At 62.2% G+C, this 15,926-nt stretch carries 19 protein-coding genes; 9 read left to right on the top strand and 10 right to left on the bottom strand.

All coding sequences use genetic code 11. The annotated features are described in order from the left end of the window. Window positions 1-15: 15 nt before the first annotated feature. Together FYC77_RS02400 and FYC77_RS02395 are read right to left on the bottom strand one after the other, a co-directional pair. Window positions 16-1,047 (bottom strand): phosphate signaling complex PhoU family protein, encoded by a 1,032-nt coding sequence (locus FYC77_RS02400; RefSeq protein ID WP_149079912.1) that lies wholly within the window; start codon window positions 1,045-1,047, stop codon window positions 16-18. A gap of 168 nt (window positions 1,048-1,215) precedes the next feature. Beyond that, window positions 1,216-2,376, bottom strand: a complete 1,161-nt coding sequence (locus FYC77_RS02395; protein WP_149079911.1) for an ATP-NAD kinase family protein — start codon at window positions 2,374-2,376, stop codon at window positions 1,216-1,218. Between the two features lie 94 nt (window positions 2,377-2,470). On the opposite strand from FYC77_RS02395, the gene FYC77_RS20840 reads away from it, so the two are divergent. Then, entirely contained in the window at window positions 2,471-2,596 is a 126-nt protein-coding gene (locus FYC77_RS20840) for a hypothetical protein (RefSeq protein WP_274381022.1), read from the top strand. Between the two features lie 3 nt (window positions 2,597-2,599). On the opposite strand, the gene FYC77_RS02390 is transcribed toward FYC77_RS20840, so the two are convergent. Beyond that, the gene (locus FYC77_RS02390; RefSeq protein ID WP_149079910.1) at window positions 2,600-3,295 is read right to left on the bottom strand and encodes a competence/damage-inducible protein A; all 696 of its coding nucleotides are present in this window, start codon (window positions 3,293-3,295) and stop codon (window positions 2,600-2,602) included. A 111-nt stretch (window positions 3,296-3,406) separates the two neighbouring features. Here FYC77_RS02390 and FYC77_RS02385 point away from each other — a divergent pair, with 111 nt between their 5' ends. The 5 genes from FYC77_RS02385 to glnA all read left to right on the top strand — a co-directional run bounded on the left by FYC77_RS02385 (window position 3,407) and on the right by glnA (window position 7,682). Then, window positions 3,407-3,757, top strand: coding sequence for a winged helix-turn-helix domain-containing protein (locus FYC77_RS02385; protein ID WP_149079909.1), 351 nt, complete (start codon window positions 3,407-3,409; stop codon window positions 3,755-3,757). A 206-nt stretch (window positions 3,758-3,963) separates the two neighbouring features. Continuing rightward, the gene (locus FYC77_RS02380) at window positions 3,964-4,437 is read left to right on the top strand and encodes a 6-pyruvoyl trahydropterin synthase family protein (RefSeq protein ID WP_149079908.1); all 474 of its coding nucleotides are present in this window, start codon (window positions 3,964-3,966) and stop codon (window positions 4,435-4,437) included. Window position 4,438: 1 nt separating this feature from the next. Next, window positions 4,439-5,242 carry a 7-carboxy-7-deazaguanine synthase QueE gene (locus FYC77_RS02375; protein WP_149079907.1) on the top strand — a complete coding sequence of 268 codons (804 nt, stop codon included), beginning with the start codon at window positions 4,439-4,441 and terminating at the stop codon, window positions 5,240-5,242. A gap of 11 nt (window positions 5,243-5,253) precedes the next feature. Continuing rightward, complete coding sequence (gene queC, locus FYC77_RS02370; protein ID WP_149079906.1) at window positions 5,254-6,012, top strand: 7-cyano-7-deazaguanine synthase QueC; 759 nt, start codon at window positions 5,254-5,256, stop codon at window positions 6,010-6,012. A 314-nt stretch (window positions 6,013-6,326) separates the two neighbouring features. Then, window positions 6,327-7,682 (top strand): type I glutamate--ammonia ligase, encoded by a 1,356-nt coding sequence (gene glnA / locus FYC77_RS02365; protein ID WP_149079905.1) that lies wholly within the window; start codon window positions 6,327-6,329, stop codon window positions 7,680-7,682. Window positions 7,683-7,861: 179 nt separating this feature from the next. On the opposite strand, the gene FYC77_RS02360 is transcribed toward glnA, so the two are convergent. The 3 genes from FYC77_RS02360 to FYC77_RS02350 all read right to left on the bottom strand — a co-directional run bounded on the left by FYC77_RS02360 (window position 7,862) and on the right by FYC77_RS02350 (window position 9,445). Then, window positions 7,862-8,095, bottom strand: coding sequence for a MarR family transcriptional regulator (locus FYC77_RS02360; protein ID WP_149079904.1), 234 nt, complete (start codon window positions 8,093-8,095; stop codon window positions 7,862-7,864). A gap of 86 nt (window positions 8,096-8,181) precedes the next feature. Further along, a complete protein-coding gene (locus tag FYC77_RS02355; protein WP_149079903.1) occupies window positions 8,182-8,907 on the bottom strand; it encodes an SDR family oxidoreductase in 726 nt (241 codons plus the stop codon). A gap of 76 nt (window positions 8,908-8,983) precedes the next feature. Beyond that, window positions 8,984-9,445 carry a response regulator gene (locus FYC77_RS02350; RefSeq protein ID WP_149079902.1) on the bottom strand — a complete coding sequence of 154 codons (462 nt, stop codon included), beginning with the start codon at window positions 9,443-9,445 and terminating at the stop codon, window positions 8,984-8,986. Window positions 9,446-9,660: 215 nt separating this feature from the next. Between FYC77_RS02350 and FYC77_RS02345 the strand changes: the two genes are divergently transcribed. Continuing rightward, a complete protein-coding gene (locus FYC77_RS02345; RefSeq protein WP_149079901.1) occupies window positions 9,661-10,323 on the top strand; it encodes a glycerophosphodiester phosphodiesterase in 663 nt (220 codons plus the stop codon). Window positions 10,324-10,540: 217 nt separating this feature from the next. Here FYC77_RS02345 and FYC77_RS02340 read toward each other — a convergent pair whose 3' ends face one another. Both FYC77_RS02340 and FYC77_RS02335 read right to left on the bottom strand, forming a co-directional pair. Beyond that, window positions 10,541-11,023 carry a dCTP deaminase/dUTPase family protein gene (locus tag FYC77_RS02340; protein WP_149079900.1) on the bottom strand — a complete coding sequence of 161 codons (483 nt, stop codon included), beginning with the start codon at window positions 11,021-11,023 and terminating at the stop codon, window positions 10,541-10,543. A gap of 116 nt (window positions 11,024-11,139) precedes the next feature. Then, a complete protein-coding gene (locus tag FYC77_RS02335; protein ID WP_149079899.1) occupies window positions 11,140-13,104 on the bottom strand; it encodes a histidine kinase N-terminal 7TM domain-containing protein in 1,965 nt (654 codons plus the stop codon). 121 nt (window positions 13,105-13,225) lie between these two features. Here FYC77_RS02335 and FYC77_RS02330 point away from each other — a divergent pair, with 121 nt between their 5' ends. Further along, window positions 13,226-13,933: an O-methyltransferase gene (locus FYC77_RS02330; protein WP_149079898.1), complete on the top strand. Its 708-nt coding sequence runs from the start codon at window positions 13,226-13,228 to the stop codon at window positions 13,931-13,933. Here FYC77_RS02330 and FYC77_RS02325 read toward each other — a convergent pair. Then, window positions 13,918-14,376 carry a hypothetical protein gene (locus FYC77_RS02325; protein WP_149079897.1) on the bottom strand — a complete coding sequence of 153 codons (459 nt, stop codon included), beginning with the start codon at window positions 14,374-14,376 and terminating at the stop codon, window positions 13,918-13,920. The genes FYC77_RS02330 and FYC77_RS02325 overlap by 16 nt on opposite strands. Window positions 14,377-14,468: 92 nt before the next feature. Further along, complete coding sequence (locus FYC77_RS02320; RefSeq protein WP_149079896.1) at window positions 14,469-15,248, bottom strand: creatininase family protein; 780 nt, start codon at window positions 15,246-15,248, stop codon at window positions 14,469-14,471. 145 nt (window positions 15,249-15,393) lie between these two features. On the opposite strand from FYC77_RS02320, the gene nikR reads away from it, so the two are divergent. Further along, complete coding sequence (nikR, locus tag FYC77_RS02315; RefSeq protein WP_149079895.1) at window positions 15,394-15,822, top strand: nickel-responsive transcriptional regulator NikR; 429 nt, start codon at window positions 15,394-15,396, stop codon at window positions 15,820-15,822. Window positions 15,823-15,926: the final 104 nt, after the last annotated feature.

Raw genomic sequence — 15,926 nt, 5'->3', positions numbered from 1 at the left:
CGGTGGGAGGGTCGATCAGTTGATCGTGGTGTGATCGGACTCCTCGTTCAGAGCGAGGTTCGCGGCGATTTCTGCGTTTCGCATCGCGTACTGGGCAGTCTGTTGGAGGCTGACGAGTACCTCACGTACCCGGAGCAACTCCTCGTTTGGCATCTCCGGGAGTCCCGAGAGGATCTCCTGTTCCCGGTCGGCGATCTCGTGGAACAACATCCTCACCTCGTTTGATTTGTCGTAGTCACGTTCGACGGCCGATTCGACTGCCACCGACGTGATCTCGTCGACGAGTTCGTTGAGTTCACGAATCTCACGCATCACCGAGCTATCGACGTCGAGCGTGTGGCCGTCGGTCTCGAGGACGATGTCGGCGATGTCCTCACCGTTGTCGGCTGTCAGTTCGAGATTCTTCGCGATAGAGCGGTAGCCGATCAGCGGGAACCCGGTATCGAGGCCGACCGCTCGAGCGAGGTTCGGATTCTGGTAGGCGGTAAAGATCAGTCGCAACAGCAAGACGAAGATTTTGTTCGCCTGTCGCTCCCGGTTGAGCGCGCGCTGAGCGAGATCCGGATTTCCGTGGGCCAACGCCTTGATCCCCTCCCCTCGCATGGTCTGTCCGGTTCGCTCGAGACGCTCTAAGAGGTTGTCGAGCGTGAAGTCTTCGGGATCGACCGAACACCGGATCGAGATGCTCTCTGGGGTCTCCTCGATGACGCCGAGACCCATCAGCTGGGTTTCGGCCTGATAGACCGCGTTGATGTGTTCCGACTCGAGGGCGCCGTCCTCGCGCTCGATGCGGATGACGCGGCGGCCGAGGACGTACTGGGCGACGATCGCCCGTTCGACGGCACTCGCATCGAGATCGTCAGCGTGGATAATCGCCTCCGTTTCCTCGGAACTCGCCGATTCCGGCATCACCGTCAGTGTTCCTTTCCCACTGGTTCGAAGCGACACTTCGTCGCCTTTCTCGACGTCGTGTTCCGACGCCCACTCCGCAGGGAGGGTCATCGCGAGTGTCGATGGCCCGAGTCGCTGCACTTTCCGCGTTTCCATACACCCCCTATGGAAGGCCGTACCTTAATATTGACTATATTGGCATTACTGAACGGGATAATCGTTATATAGTTATCTTACAACCGAGTTTCGACCTATCCCTTATACAAAATCTATCGACCTAGGTGAATATCACACGTGGTCGCTCCGATCGCTCTGTGATCGAGATTAGACGAGTCGGATCAACCGAGTCGTAAACCGCCCCGTCCGAACGTGTGTCCAGCCCCTGAGATCCTCGTCGATCGATTCGTCGTCCGTATCGGTTCGCAACATCTCGAGACCGTCGAGTTTCGCGCCGGTCGCGACGATTTCGATGTCGTCGGCTCGATCGATCACCGCCGGCGAAATCTGGTGGTTCCCGCGGCCGAAGACGAACCCCTGGCCGCCGATCGGCGAGACCACGATCGTCACTGGATCCTCGAGCACCTCGAGAACGTCGGCTTCGGCACCGTCGCGGACGAGCAGTTCTCCGTCCCGCCAGACGTCGACGCCGAGAGGTGACGCGTCGATTTCGAGTTCTGCCTCGATCGCGCCGACCGTCCCGCCCGGGCCGAAGACGTACGTCCGATCGGGATCGATATCGCGGGCGACCCCCTCGGCCAGGGTGTCGACGCTGCCACTGGCGAGCTGTTTGCTCGACTGAACGGTCGGCGCGACCGGGACATCTGCGACGGCTTCGAGACGGGATTTAACCTCACCTTCCCGATAGGCGGCCTCGTCGATGTCGTTGACCTCCCTGGGTTCGACGCGATCGAACTCGGCGAGAGTCCTGCCGACGTTCCCGGGAGTCACGGCGAACACTGACGAGTAGATCTTGACGCCAGCAGGAACCCCGAGGATCGGAACGTTCGCCCCCTCTTCCTCGAGCGTCGTGGCGACATCGGTGGCGGTTCCGTCGCCGCCGACGAAGAGGATCAGGTCGACCCCACACTCGAGGAACGCTCGAACGGCCTGGTGGGTATCCGCCGCGGTCGTACCAGCCTCCGCCGGATCGATCTCGCTCGGTGGCCCGTCGGCCTCGCGTCGATCCCTGCTAGACGGGTCGCCTTCGACGTCGGCACCGCTCCCGTCGGCCGACGGATCGTACACCACCTCGGGCTCGTATCCCGCGTCCACCGCAGCGTACTCACCCATCACGCCGGCGGCAGTGTAGACGCTGAGCGTCGGCAGGCGACTGGAGAGCGACTCGAGCGCCTCGCGGGCCCGATCCGGTGCGCGCGCCTCCGCGCCGCGGTGTTTGGCCTCCTCGAGAGTGTCGTCGGTCCCCTTCAGACCGACCCGTCCACCCATTCCCGCGATCGGATTAACTACGACGCCGATCGATTCCATGCTCGAGCATAGGTGAGACACTCCTAAAGCCGTGTGGATCTCCCCACGGCGTCGTTTCTGAAAGACTAAGAGGGATGGGCAGTGATCCACGCATATGACCGAACTCACCAACGGTATTCTCAACGCGGAGCCAGTATTGCCCATGGATCTGGTCGGCTGGGGAACGTTGCTCCTGGCGGTGCTCGTCACCGTCGTCTGGCTCGTCTACCTGTACCGATAGCTGCTACCGACCGTCGTCGGTCGTTTCGACGCGGTTACGAAGCCACGAGGCTGCTTCGCGGACGGTCGTTTCGTTCACGTTTTCGATCTCGACCCGGACGGACTCCCCCGGATAGCTCCCAACGGAGACGTCGAACTCCTCGCGCAGTCGTTCGAGGCGATCCAGCAAGGCGCTCTCGGGTTCGTCCGCGACGACGACCGCCCGGTGGGTCGGCGTCCCGACGAACTCGGACTCGATCGTCTCGAACATCGCCCGCATTTCGTCCGGCACGCCGGGAAGTACGTACACTCCCTCGAGAGCCGCACCCGGCGCGACGCCGACCTCGTTGTGGAGTGGGCGTGCGCCGGCCGGTAACTCCGTCGTCCCCTCGGTCAGGTCCGCGTGGGAGTAACCCTGTTTTTCGAGCCAGGCATCGGCGTCTTCGTGTTCCGTCAGGTCGGTTCCGAGCGCAGCAGCGACTCCGTCCATCGTCACGTCGTCGTGTGTCGGACCGAGCCCGCCGGTGACGATCACCGCGTCGTACTCGGCTCGATACTCGTTGACGACGCGGGCGATGTCTCCGACCCGGTCGGGAACGGTAGTGACCCGTTCGACCGTCACACCGCGTGTGGCGAGTTGCTCGCAGAGCCACGTGGCGTTCGTATCCGTCGTCCGTCCCGCGAGCAGTTCGTCTCCGACCGTAACGACTGCGGTGTTCATATCGACCCGTTCGACCCGGTTCGCCAAAGGCATCTCGCCATCTTTCGTACCCTGTCGTGACGGTCACACGAACCACAAGATTCAATCTTGATAATTTAAAATACTACAACGATGCCTCGTTCGAAACGAACCGACTCGGATCCGGCTGGTGTCCTCTCGGCGCTCGGTAACAAGTACAGTGCCGAGATTCTCTGTGCTGCAGGGACCCCCAAGTCGGCCCAGGCGTTGAGTGAAGATATCGAGATCCCGATCGCGACCTGTTACCGTCGCATCGAGGAACTCGTCGACGCAGGCCTGCTAACCTGCGAGGGACGCAAGCTCTCCGAGGAGGGTCGTCGAACGAACATTTATCGACGGACGGTCGACGAACTCGAGGTCGACTTCTCGGGCGACCAACCGGAGTTCTCCCGGAAGCGACGGACCGAGGCGAAAAACCAACTGCAAGATCAGCTCGGTGACTAGTACCGTTCCAAACGTCGACTGATGGGTGAAACGAGACGACCGCCATCGGTTCCACCCACCAGTGCAGGTTTGGAACGCCACTAGTAGAGCCTCCAGTTAATTCATACCCAGTTGGGCAGCCCCTCGAAGATAGGCCTGCGCGCCGGTGTCGTGAATCGATTACGGTCGTCGAGTAGCTTTAAGTAATCGTATGAGAATACTCGAGTATGACTCAGGGAATACTTGGAGATGGCTCGGCGGCAGCGGTCGACGAGTCAGTCGCCGGAACCCCGCGAACGATCCACGTCGGTCACGACCGGCCGATTCGAATCAGCACGGGACATCGACTCCTCCACCACGACGGGAACTGCGCCCGCCCGCACGGACACAACTACGAAATCGCCGTGACACTCGAGGGGGAACTCACGGCTGAGGGGTGGATCGTCGACAAAGGCGACGTCACGGACGTCATCGAGGAGTGGGACCACACGTTCCTCTTGGAGCGGGGCGATCCGTTGATCGACGCCTTCCACGAAAGCGGCGACGGCGACGCGGTTGTCGTTCTCGATCATCCGCCGACTGCGGAGGTGATGAGCGTCGTCCTGGAGAGGAAACTCGAGCGCGCTCTGCCGGAGAACGTTCACGGCGTCTCCGTACGGGTCGACGAGACGCGCGAACTTTGCGGGGAGACCGCTCGCTGAGATGCCCGTCTCCGACAGCACCGACGTCGACGGCACCGGTATCGCTGACGGAAGGACGCTCGGAGGGAACGTCGACGACGAGAGACTGCCGATCAACGAGCTCTTTTGCTCGCTGCAAGGAGAGGGAACGCTCGCTGGCGTCCCCTCGGCGTTCGTCCGGACGAGCGGTTGCAATCTCCGGTGTTGGTTCTGTGACTCCTCTCACACCTCCTGGGAGCCGACTCACGTCTGGCTCGGTCTCGAGGAAATCCTCGCCGAGGTCGAATCGTACGGGGTCGACCACGTCGTGTTGACCGGCGGCGAACCCCTGATCCACGATCGGAGCGTCGACCTCCTCGAGAAATTCGCCGACAGGGGGTACCATACCACCGTCGAGACGAACGGAACGATCTATCGGGACGCGCCGATCGATCTCGCATCGATCAGCCCAAAGCTCGCCACCAGTACGCCAACGCCTGATCGGTCGCCGACGGCCGACGGTGCAGGCGAGTGGGAGAGCCGCCACGAAGAGAAGCGAATCGACCTCGAGTCGCTCTCGAACCTCGTCGAATCGACCGACTGTCAGCTCAAGTTCGTCGTTACCGGCGACGACGACCTCGCGGAAATTCTCGAACTGCTCTCCGCGCTTCGAGAGACGACCGACGCGACGGTCCGAGACGAAGACGTCCTTCTGATGCCCGAGGGGGCGACCCGAGAGCGACTCGCGGAGACGCGGACACGCGTCGCGGAACTCGCGTTGAGCCACGGGTTTCGATACTCCCCCCGACTGCACGTCGACCTCTGGAACGACGCCCCCGAAACGTGACCCGAAAATCGATGGCAACCGACACGAGTACCGATTCCGACTTCGTCCCCACCGACCAATCCACGGGAGACGACCGCCCTGGCGCGGTCGTCCTCCTTTCGGGCGGGATGGACAGTACCACCGTCGCCTACGAAGCACGCGACCGAGGCTACGACGTCTACGCCTTGCACACCTCCTACGGCCAGCGCACCGAACACCGCGAACTCGAGTGCGCTCGGACGATCGCCAGGGAACTCGAAGTGGCCGACTTCCTGCGAGTCGAGACGGGTCACCTGGCCGAGATCGGTGCCTCGAGTCTCACCGACGACGAGATGACCGTCGAGGATGCCGACGTCGACCGTGAGGAGATTCCGTCGTCGTACGTCCCCTTCCGGAACGCGAACCTGCTCTCGATGGCAGTTTCCTACGCCGAGGCCACCGACTGCGAGGCCGTCTTCGTCGGCGCACACAGCGAAGATTTTTCCGGGTATCCGGACTGCCGACCGGCGTTTTTCGACGCCTTCCAGCGCGTCGTCGACGTCGGGACGAAACCCGAAACCGAGATCGCCATCGAGGTGCCGTTCGTGGATCGGTCGAAGACGGAAATCGCAAAACGGGGACTCGAGCTCGAAGTGCCGTTCGAGCACACCTGGAGTTGTTACCGCGAGGATCGGCCCGCTTGCGGAACCTGTGACGCCTGTGCCTACCGACTGCAGGCGTTTCAACGACTCGGCGTTCGGGATCCGATCGAGTACGCCGAACGCCCGTCCTACGTTGGCGGTGAACGGTAAGAACCGTCGTCACTCTGGCGGCGAACGTCTCGTTTTCTATCGTGTCCATCGCCGTCAGTCGAACCGGTACCACTCTGTCGGGGCCGAGGCCGAAACCGACGACGATCGCCGATATTTGTGTGGATGTAAACCGCAGTTCTGGTGAATTATTTTCGATCGTCAACCTGGTTCCGGCCAGTCGTTCGATTAGCGTGATGAACGTAGAGATAGAGGATGAAAATTGAACAATAGTGGTGTTTTGAGCCGTTTCAAGGATATTCGCCCACAACAGCAGAGCTTTAATAGTAGAATCCATTGGTTGACTCGAGCATAAGATGACAGGTGACAACCTGACTTCGGCAGAACAGGCGGTACTGGACGAAATCGAAGAAAAGGGCGTCGACTTCCTTCGATTACAGTTTACCGATATCCTGGGAACGGTCAAGAACGTCGCCGTCCCCGCACGCCAGGCCGAGAAGGCGTTCGCCGAGGGCATCTACTTCGACGGCTCCTCCATCGAGGGCTTCGTCCGCATCCAGGAATCGGACATGCGTCTGGTTCCCGACCCGGAGACGTTCGCGGTTCTGCCCTGGAGACAGAAAGACGATAGCGCCGCCGGTCGGATGATCTGTGACGTTTACGATACCTCCACGGGCGAACCGTTCGAGGGCGACCCGCGTCGCGTCCTGAAAGACGCCATCGAGCGCGCCGAGGAGATGGGCTACGAGGTCAACTTCGCACCCGAACCCGAGTTCTTCATGTTCGAAGAGGACGAGGACGGCTACGCGACGACCGAAACCGCCGACCACGGCGGCTACTTCGACGTCGCCCCCAAGGACCTCGCAAGCGACGTCCGACGGGATATCATCTACGGACTCGAGGAGATGGGCTTCGAGATCGAAGCCAGCCACCACGAGGTCGCCCGCGGTCAGTACGAGATCAACTTCGAGTACGACGACGCACTCTCGACGGCCGACAACGTCGCGACGTTCCGCACCGTCGTCCGTGCAATCGCCGCCCAACACGACCTCCACGCGACGTTCATGCCCAAACCGATCCCGAAGATCAACGGCTCGGGCATGCACACCCACCAGTCGCTGTTCACCGAGGACGGCGAGAACGCCTTCCACGACGAGGACGACGAGTTCGACCTCTCCGACACCGCCCACTCCTACCTCGCGGGTATCTTAGAGCACGCGCCCGCGATCACCGCCGTGACGAACCCGACGGTCAACAGCTACAAGCGTCTGGTGCCCGGCTACGAGGCACCCGTCTACGTCGCGTGGTCCGACCGCAACCGCTCGGCGCTGATCCGCAAGCCCGCCGCACGCGTTCCGGCGGCCTCGCGCATCGAAGCTCGCTTCCCCGACCCGTCGTGTAACCCGTACCTCGCGTTCGCCGTCATGCTTCACGCGGGTCTCGACGGCATCGAGAAGGACCTCGAGTGCCCCGACCCGGTTCGCGAGAACATCTACGAGTTCGACGAGGAGAAACGCGAGGAGTACGGCATCGAGACGCTGCCGTCGAACCTCGGCGAGGCCGTCGACGCCTTAGAAGAGGACGAGGTCGTCCTCGAGGCCCTCGGCGAACACGTCGGCCCCAAGTTCATCGAGGCCAAATCCCAGGAGTTCGAGGACTACCTCGTCGACGTCTCCCAGTGGGAACTCGACCGCTACCTCGAGACGTACTGAGCGTCCATCGGGCGTAGGGGGCCGCCGCTTACGTGTCGCCCCCATAACACTACCGGATGGACGTCGCTACGAAGACGCTCGGTTATCGGAGGCCGTCTCATACGGATTGCTGTACCGATGGACCGGCGAACCCGCGACCTCTCTGCGGGTTCGCCGGTACCGACTGACAGTAATCCGTATCAGTCGGCGACGACGTACGTCGTACCGTCTTTTTCGAGGAGGCCCCTACTCGTCAGCGAGTGGAGCACACTCAACACGTCGATTTTCTTCAGCGACAGCGCTCGCCCCAGTTCGTCGACCGTTGCACCGCCGGTCGTCTCGAGATAGACGTACACGAGTTTGGCCTGGGCGGATTCGAGTTGGTCGGGCACCGGTTCGAGCCGTTCGGCTGGGACCCGCTCCTGTGATCTCATTGTCACTCGAACGGATTCCGCTCAAATATATAACTGTTGGTGGTGATTGTGTTTATATCGTATGGGGTGAATACATATGTGGCTCGTTACGCATCACCGTACACTGGCACCGCGCCACCGCTGGTAACGGTCGTGGCGTCGCTACAGAGAACGGCCATCACGTCGGCGATTTCGGCCGGGTCGACCCAGCTCCCGTGATCGGCGTCGGGCATCATCTCGCGGTTCGCCGGCGTGTCGATCACGCTCGGCATCACGCAGTTCGCTCGAACGCGTCCACGATTCTCCTCGGCGATCGTCTCGGTCAGTAGCCGAATACCGGCTTTCGTGATCCGGTACGGTCCGTCGCCGTCGCCGCCCTCGAGCGACGAACGTGCGCTCACGCTGACGATCGATCCCTCGGATTCCTGTAAGTGGGGAAGGGCGTGTTTCGACGCGAGAAACGCGGTTTTCAGGTTGACGTTCATCAGGAGATCGAACTCGGACAGGTCGGTCTCCTCGATCGGGTCGCCGCCGCGCCAGGTTCCAGCGACGTTGAGCAGGTGATCGATCCGACCGTGGTCGTCGACGATATCGGCGACGAGCGCCGACACGTCATCTTCGTCCGTCAGATCTGCCTGGTGGAACTCGAACGCCGAATCTCCCTCGCGCTCGAGTACACTGTCGTCGTCGGGCTCGACGACATCGACACCGCAGACGGTCGCGCCAGCGGCGCGAAACCGATCGACCGCCGCACTACCGAGAGCGCCGCTCGCACCGGTGATCACGGCGACGGTTCCGTCGAACGTTACGTCGAACGTTGTCTGTGGGGACATAGCGGTGTGTGATACGGACTGGCGTAAGTCAGTTCCGGCGGATTCCGGAGCAGTTCGAGGGACATCCCAGCCCGGATCAGGTGCTCTGATACGTCTTCGGTGGTGGAAGCATCACCTGTTCGAACCAGAACTCGACCACGGAGTTTACCATCTCACCGTACTCGTCGGGATCGGTTGGTTTGGTCAGGTAGGCATTCGCTGCGAGTTCGTAACTCTCGAGGACGTCTTCGTTAGCCTCCGAATCGGTCAGGACCAACACTGGAAGGTGCGCGAGAACCGGTTTCGATCGAACGGTCTCGAGGAACTCGAACCCGTCGGTTCGCGGGAGGTCGAGATCGAGAAGAACGAGATGGGGGAGAGAGGGTGGACCGGCTTCGTTCCGGACGCCGAGTTCCTCGAAGGCTGCCTCGCCGTCAGTGGCGACGCGAATCGTCACCGCTGTCGACGATTCGTCGAAAGCGTCCCGAAGGAGGCGGACATCCCCTGGGTTGTCCTCGACGTGCAGTATTTCGATCGGCCCCTCGAATCGGTCACTCATCGTCAATCTCCACGTGCATCGTCGGTCGAGAACGCATACGCAACATTCGACACCGTCCTCGTTCGCCCGTATTCACGGAATCCGTTTAAGAGTACTTGCTAAACGGTTTGGAACGAGCGCACGTGGGACTTCTGTTGGGGGCTGTCCCCTATGTTACCGTCGTTCCCGGCTCCCCGATAGTATATATTATCATCGTCCCTTCGGCTACGTACGGAATGCGATTGATCGCTCATCGCGGATTCGCCTCGGAATCGCCGGAGAATACGATCGTCGCGGTTCGATCGGCGACCGAATACGCCGACGCCGTCGAGTTCGACGTTCGTCGGTGTGGATCCGGAGAACTCGTCGTCATTCACGACGAAACCATCGACCGCGTGACGGGCGGTATCGGAACCGTCGCCGACAGTTCCCTCGAGGAACTCAAAACCCACACCATCCTCGAATCCGACGAACGAATCCCGACACTGGAAGAGATGCTCGAGGCCATCCCGTCGACCGTCGAGGTCAACCTCGAGATGAAAGCGCCAGGCATCGCCGCCGACGTTCTCGGGGTACTCGAGGGCGTCGAGAACCGCGTCGTCGCCACGTCGTTTCTCCGTCAGGAGCTCCGGACGATCCGCGACCTCGATCCAACTCAGCCGACCGGTTTGCTCGTCAGCCGCCGACTCGAATCGCCGGTGACGACGGCGGTCGAACTCGACTGCGACGTCATCGGTGCGAACTACTGGCGGTGTCTGGGTACGCGACTCGTCTCCCGGGCGAAAGCCGTCGGCCTCGAGGTTCACGCCTGGACGGTCGAACGGCCGTTGACCGCGATGTTACTCGGGCTGCGGGGAGTTGACTGCGTCTCTGCGGATCGGCCGATCGACCTTCACTAGCGGGTAGGGCATCCTCGTTTTCCCCGATCGAACTCGAGCGAGAGTCGCCACTGCACGTCGATGCACACCTGATCGCACGACGAGAGCCCGGTTCGGAGTGGACGGCTGAACGAGAACCACGATGGAAACGGGGAGGAAGTGATCCGTGAGCGGTGCGATCAGTGTGTAAAACGGTACGGTGGGCGTGAAACGGTACGGGGTCGCAGTTCCGATCCCGTCACTCGATGGAGTCGACGCCTTCAGCGTCGACCGTTCCGCCGTCGTCGGCTCCGATCGGAACGAGCGTCGAGATGCGGGCGTTCTCCTTGATTCGAAGCCCGCCGTCCGCGACCGAAAGCGGGATCAACGGCAGATGGGATGCGACCAGCATCGACGGGTGAGAGCCACCGCGAGCGAGGAGTTCGTTCCGGGGCTGAAGCTGGAGCGACTCCTCGAGGTCGGTCAGGAACTCGTTGTGCTGGACGACGTACTGGCCGCCCTCGAGATTCCACCAGCCGAACTCGTCGTCGGGGTTCCGAGGCTCCGTTGGCATCGGCTCGAGGTCGGCGTCCTCGAGTTCGTCGCCGCCGAAGTCGATTCGGCCGGGTGAGGCGACCTCGTAGACGGCGCTGACCGTCAGATCGATCCCGTGTTCGTGAACCTGCGTCGGTTCGTACACCAGGTTGTCGACGGACTCGACGAGGGAGTGTTCCGCTGACATTTCGAGTGGATGAACGGTTCGTGGACGCAAAAAGGATACCGGTCACGATCTCTCCGCTGCCCGGATCGACGTGCACCCGGCCAGTACGTGACGGCTATCCGTTCCCGTGGACGTAATCACTCGGTCGGTGGCTCGATCGGAATCTCGAACGTGATCGACGTCCCGACGCCGGGAGTCGAGTCGACGTCGATCCGCCCGTCGTGGATCGCAACGATCTTCTCGCAGATCGCAAGTCCCATCCCGGTTCCCCCGCCGTCGCTCGTCCGATCACCGCGTTCGAAGAGATCGAACACCCGATCGGCATACTCGGGAGCGATTCCGACGCCCGAATCCTGGACGGTAAACACCCAGGTAGATCCATTTCGTTCCCCCGAGACCGTGATCTCCGGAGGCTCGTCGCCGCTGTACTCGAGTGCGTTCGCAAGCAGGTTCTGGAAGAGTCGTCGAAGCAGGTGGTCGACCCCGTGAACCGTCGGCAGCTCGTCGACGTCGACCGTCGCGTTCCGGTCGTCGATCTCGAACCGGAGCCCATCGAGGACTTCCGTGACGAGACGGTCGCAGTCGACGGGGCCGAACTCGTTCGTTTCGCGTTCGATCTTCGAGTATGCGAGCAGGTCGGCGATCATCCGCTGGGCGCGTTGTGCGTTTTCCCGTGCGACACGCACGAACTCCGCATGTTCGGGGTCGAGTTCGTCCGCGTTCGGCTCGACGATCGAGAGAGACTGCTCGATCGTCCGCAGCGGTTCCCGGAGATCGTGTGAGACGACGCCCGCGAACGACTCGAGTTCGGCGTTCGACCGACGGAGGCGCTCGAGCGTCTCCTCGACTTCCGCCTGGAGTCGCCGTGTCTCGGTTACGTCGCGAACGACGATCGATCGACCGAGTAGATCGTCGCCGACGCCGCGGACGGGAGTCGAGGTGAGTCGCAGATGTCGGCGGGTCGCTCCGCGACCGACGACGAACTCCGCTTCGTTAGGGGAGCTCTCGTCGGTTGGAGTGCTCGAGACGGACGGCCCCACGTCGACCGATTCCTCAGAGGATGGGAACTCGAGGAGTGGCGGCGGCACTGTCGTCCGGCCGGTCTCCGAGGAGGGCTCGGTCGTCGAATCGGGGTCGGTCGTGACGCCGCCATCAGTTCGCTCGGTGGGATCGTAGCGCGTCGGATCGACGAACGTGCCGTCGTCCGGAAACAGCGACTCGAACGGGTCGCCGATGACGTCGTCGGGATCGACTGCGAGCAGACGACCGGCGGACTCGTTTATGTCGACGACGCGGTCGTCCGTATTCAGGACGATCATTCCGTCCTGAAGGGTGTCGACGATCAGCGACCGTGCGACGGGCGTCAGATCGAACAGCCGGTAGTGATAGATCGCGAGGAAGAACAGAAAGCCGGAGATCGTGAAGCTGAACGCCGTGAGGTCGACGTACGGGAGAGGGCCGAAGCCGGCGTGATAGAGAACGTTCGTCGCGCCGGCGATCGCCGCACCGACGATCAGCAATCCGACCTGTCGCCGATAGACGCGAGGCGACCAGAACAGCAGATGGGTGAGTACCAGGACTCCGACGGCCATGAGCGTGTAACTGTACGCCGCGTGCGCCCAGAAGGCAATGCCGAACTCGTGTTGAGAGACGACGAGCGTTCCGTCAGCGACGTGTTTCGTCTCTATCGGCTCACGAACCAGGTGGTGATAACGGTTCGTCGAGACGAGCAAGAGATACACTGCCGGGACGACCGAGAGGCCAAGGATCGTCCGTCGGTTCAGCCAGCGGTCCCTGGCGGCGAACTGGAGCGTAAAACAAAACCAGGCGACGGGCACGATCGTGACGCCGACGTGGTTCGCGTCGGCCCAGAAACCGATCATCGCTTCGTTCGCACCCGCGAGTTGGAACGCGTAGGTGATCGCCCACAGCGCGGTCCCGACCATGAGGGCGGCAAAGCTACTCGCGCCGGTAACCTCGCGGTTTTGCCAGGCGTAAACACCGATCGAGGCCATAATCGACCCCGCGGCAAGCAGGATCGGCGTAAACGGGGTATACTGCCACTCCCACCCAACCGTCTCGAACACTGACGTCTCGTACACTGGGAGACCGGACTACTAAATCCACCGCCACAGTTCGATTCCCCGCGGGTTCGACGTTCGGCGTCTTCGCCGTGGGTCGGTCCGTGAATACTTCTATGGGCGTCGAATCCGTGCATCGAGCATGGACATCCTCACAGACGAGATCGTTCGCTTCGTTCGCGCGGTCGGCCCGAAGCAAGACGACACGATCCGCGAGATGGACGAGTTTGCCCACGCGGAGGGGTTTCCCCACGTCGGACCCGAAGTCGGCGCGTTCCTCCGGTTCGTCGCACGGTTAAGCGACGCCGAACGAATCTTCGAGTTCGGGTCCGGATACGGCTACTCGGCGTACTGGTTCGCCGACGCGCTTCCCGACGACGGCGAGATCGTTCTCACCGAAGTCCACGAGGACGAACTCGAGTTAGCCAGGACGTACATGGCCGAGGGTGGGTACGACGACCGTGCGCGGTACGAACTCGGCGACGCGATGGCAACCGTCGACCGATACGACGGCCCGTTCGACGTCGTGCTGATCGACCACCAGAAACATCGGTACGTCGACGCCTTCGAGGCCGTCCGACCGAAGGTGCCCGTCGGCGGCGTGATCGTCGCGGACAACGCGATCACCGCGGCTCCGATTCAGTTCGAGACGCTCCTCGAGCTCGTCGCGGGCGACTCGAGCGACGAACAGCGAGAACGACGGAACGCGAAGCGAGACGAACCGCCAGAGCCGAACGAACACACGCGAGGAATCGCCGACTACCTCGAGCGAGTGAGCGCCGATCGGGCGTTCGAGACGATCGTCCTCCCGTTAGGGGAGGGGATCGCGGTCAGTTACCGGGTGGAGTAATCCGAGCTCTCTCCGTCGAGAATCTGTTCTTCCGGTATCTCGGCACCGCCCGAGGCACCGTACTCGCGGAAGCCGAGGAAGGTAGTCGTCGAACAGGCAACGAACAGCGTCGCCCACGTAATCGCCCACAGCGAGAGCGCGAGGATCTCGGCTGGGCCGGGGATCGCACTCGCGACGACGTCGACGCCGACGACGTGAACGACGGTGATCGCCAGGAATCCGACCCAGAGCGCAAGCGAGCGGACGGCGAGCGTGCGTTTGGAGACGCGGTTTGCGTACCGGGCGACGCAGTAGACCCCGACGATTGCGAGTGTGGTCGCACCGGCCGTCGGCACGAGTGCGTCGGTGGCGACGGTCGTCCCACCGGCTGTCGCGAAGCAGGCGAACGATACGGCCAGCAGCAGTCGATCCGAACGGAGTGTTGTCGGAATCACGTCGTGCACCGCTTTGCTGGCACCTATAGCCGGTCGGATATATAGCTGTTGGCTGGCAGTCGACGGCAGCTAACCGAGCAGAAAAGGGGCGTTCCAACGGGTTAGGGACCGGGTTCGGGCTCGAGATCGGAGTCCGTGAGGAGTTCTTCGAGGGGGCGTTCGTCGAGCCACTCGAGTAGCGCCTCGAGTTGGTCCGTAGCGGCCTCGAACAGCTGCTGACCGATCTCGGGGGTTGCGTCGGTCTGATCGCCGAAGACGCCGTTCGGGCTGTGTTCGATCGTGTCGTAGAACGTCGTCGCCCCGTGGACGCGTTCGGCGTCGTGCTCGAACGTCGCCCCGCCGTCGCGGGCATCCTCGAGTCGGTCCTCGCGGACGAGGTCCGGGGCGATGTGCATGACCATCGCGGTCTCTTTCGGCCCGCCGTGGGGGCCCAGAACGTCGAAGGCGTCGTCGATCAGGTCGGGGATCGATTCGTTCCACATCCACTCGATGGCGAACGCGGTTCCATCTTGCTGGAGCCGGCGGCCGACCTCGCGGAGGTGGACGACGTTCCCGCCGTGGGCGTTGACGTAGACGACCCGGTCGATTCCGTGGGCGGTGAGGTTTCGTGTGAAACTCTCGACGAAGTCGCGAAACACCGGCGGTTCGACCCACATCGTTCCGGGGAAGTGGCGATGGTGACTGCTCACGCCGATCGGAAGCGTCGGCGTACAGAGGTGGCCCGTTCGATCGCTCGCTTCGCGTGCGAGCGCTTCGGCGATGAGGTAGTCGGTTCCCTCGGGGAGGTGTGGTCCGTGTTGTTCGGTCGAACCGATCGGGACCACGGCGACCGACCCGGTCACGTCTTGGAGTTCGGGCCAGGTCCGATGTGAGACGAGCATACCTCCATCTCGGTCCCTACGGACAAAACCTTGTGTGGCCGGTCGGACGCTCACTCCGCCGCTCCCGTTGGGTTCAGAGCCGACACTCCTGTCCGAGGACCACGTGATGATAAGGCTTAATAGAATTCTTCCGCTGAGTTATTATATGGCAGTCGTAAGCGTCTCGATGCCCGACGAACTTCTCGAGCGCCTGGACCAGTTCGCCGAAGAGCACGGCTACACCGGTCGAAGTGAGGTCGTCAGGGAAGCCTCGCGAAATCTCTTAGGCGAGTTCGAGGACACCCGACTCGAGGACCGAGAGCTGATGGGGATCGTCACGGTACTGTTCGATTACGAGACGACGAGCGTCGAAGAACGCATGATGCACCTTCGCCACGAACACGAGGAGCTCGTCGCCTCGAACTTCCACAGCCACGTCGGCGACCACTACTGCATGGAACTGTTCGTCCTCGAGGGCGACCTCGAGGATATCTCGACGTTCGTCGGAAAGATCCGTGCGACCCAGGACGCACTCACCGTCGATTACTCCGTAATTCCCGTCGACGACTTCGATCCGATCTCACAGGACCATTGATACGGATTGCTGTAACTATTTACCGGGGCAACCGCGCCTCGCCTTGCGGTTGCCCCGGTAAGGACTTACAGCAGTCAGTATGACGGTACCAACAGTCCGTCAGG

Source organism: Natrialba swarupiae (genome assembly GCF_008245225.1).
In the GTDB taxonomy this organism is placed as follows: domain Archaea; phylum Halobacteriota; class Halobacteria; order Halobacteriales; family Natrialbaceae; genus Natrarchaeobius; species Natrarchaeobius swarupiae.
The sequence above is the reverse complement of the archived record's forward strand: the minus strand, read 5'-3'. Positions and strand labels throughout refer to the sequence as shown.